At 41.5% G+C, this 1,653-nt stretch carries 2 pseudogenes; both read right to left on the reverse strand.

The window, feature by feature from the left end:
• Positions 1-702 (reverse strand): annotated as a pseudogene (locus ACFILT_RS09635) (hypothetical protein); the annotation flags it as partial.
• Positions 703-728: 26 nt separating this feature from the next.
• Positions 729-1,653, reverse strand: a pseudogene (locus tag ACFILT_RS09640) (hypothetical protein); the annotation flags it as partial.

The following is a 1,653-nucleotide window of genomic DNA, read 5'->3' on the forward strand; positions in this document are numbered from 1 at the left end:
TTTGGTAATCACATTATTAACCTGTTCAGTCAATTTATTCTGAACATTCGTGATAGAACTTCCAACACCGGCAAGTGCATCAGCTACATTCTTATAATTCTTGTCAAAAGAAGTACCATCCTCACCAAACTGCTTGATCTTGAAATCCGGTTCTTTCCATATGCCCACTTCATCATAACCAGCACCTCCACCAAAATAGGATGCAAGCGTGTTACCCATTGCATAAAGTTGACTACCAATGACAGCATCCGTTGAGCCGGGGCTGATCTCAGCCTTTTCTAGAAACGTAATTCTACTGTTTTCCTGTGTCCTTACAACTCTGCCTTTTTCTTCTTGCTTCTTCTCATGACGCGCTACAAAAGCATTGACCTCATCATTCCATAACAAAGAATCCTGTGCTACTCCTTCAGAAACCTCTTTAATCCGTGCATTCACATTCTTGATATTTGTATCAAGACCTGCAAAAGCACTCCCAACATCTTTAAAAGAGCCCTCTGTTATATTACCCTTTGTATCAATCTTGGATAAGTTATAAGTTGGTCCCGTCATGGCAGAACCAGCAACGCCTGCACCTCCACCAAAATATTTTGATGTATTGGCCATAGCCGTTTCCAGATTTCTCGCTGTGGACGAAAGACTCTCATTGGTTTTGCTTAACTGTGAAAAATTAACTGCATCGTTCGCTCCAGTGCCATCAGACACTCCTGTAATCTTTTTACCCCCAGCATCTATCNGATTTCCTTAGCTAGATCAAATTTTATATTATTATTATCTTTGCCTTTGCTAATTTGAAGATTTGTACTTGCCGCTGATAAATCGATCTTGCTCTCTATACCAATAGTTGTAGCATCTGCACCACCAGCAGACAGCTGCCAACCTTTATCTACGTAATCTTGTAATGACTTTATCTGCGCAACATTAGCAGCATCAGTCAGTTCAGAACCAGCTGCTACCCCTATAATTTGTCGCGTTTTCTTCTCGCTGACATCACCAACACTCACAGCACCATAACCACTCTTCCATTGAGCGTCAGCACTTGTTGCACTCGCTTTCTTATTAGGAGAATAGCCAGAAACACCACTAGCCCTATCAGCGACAGCATCTACACCTAGCGCAACACTGTGCAACGCTTCCGCTCTTGACCGTCCACCAATAGCGGTAGTACCAGCACTGTTGACGTGCACGTTGTTGCCAACAATAGTAACAGCCTCAAACAGGTTATTTTGTGAATGTACCTGTATGTTGTTACCAATAGCAATAATACTATTACCCTTCGCATTCGGACTTTTCCCCAGTTTTATATCATCATTAGTTGCATATGTACTCACCCTCCTTGCTAAACTATTAACGCCAGACAGCAAAATATCATCACTATTATCTCCCTCAACAGGCAGCATCCGCCCTTTTTTAACAAATGTTTTTGGCAATTTTCGCACAGCAATATTATCCGCACTCATGCTTTTATCGTTAACCGCTATTCTTGTAAGCTGTGGCACTTTCTTATCACCAACATTTCCAACTCGCGCAGAACGGCTACCTTCTGTCAAAACATTTATTATGGAACTCTTATCTCTCTTACCAGAAAGGGTTTTGGTTAAAAAATTTGCGTAATCTTCAGAAGCATTCAAACCAGCAACAGAGAGAAGGCTTTGT

The organism is Bartonella sp. AP7XZML, from assembly GCF_042195745.1.
In the GTDB taxonomy this organism is placed as follows: Bacteria; Pseudomonadota; Alphaproteobacteria; order Rhizobiales; family Rhizobiaceae; genus Bartonella.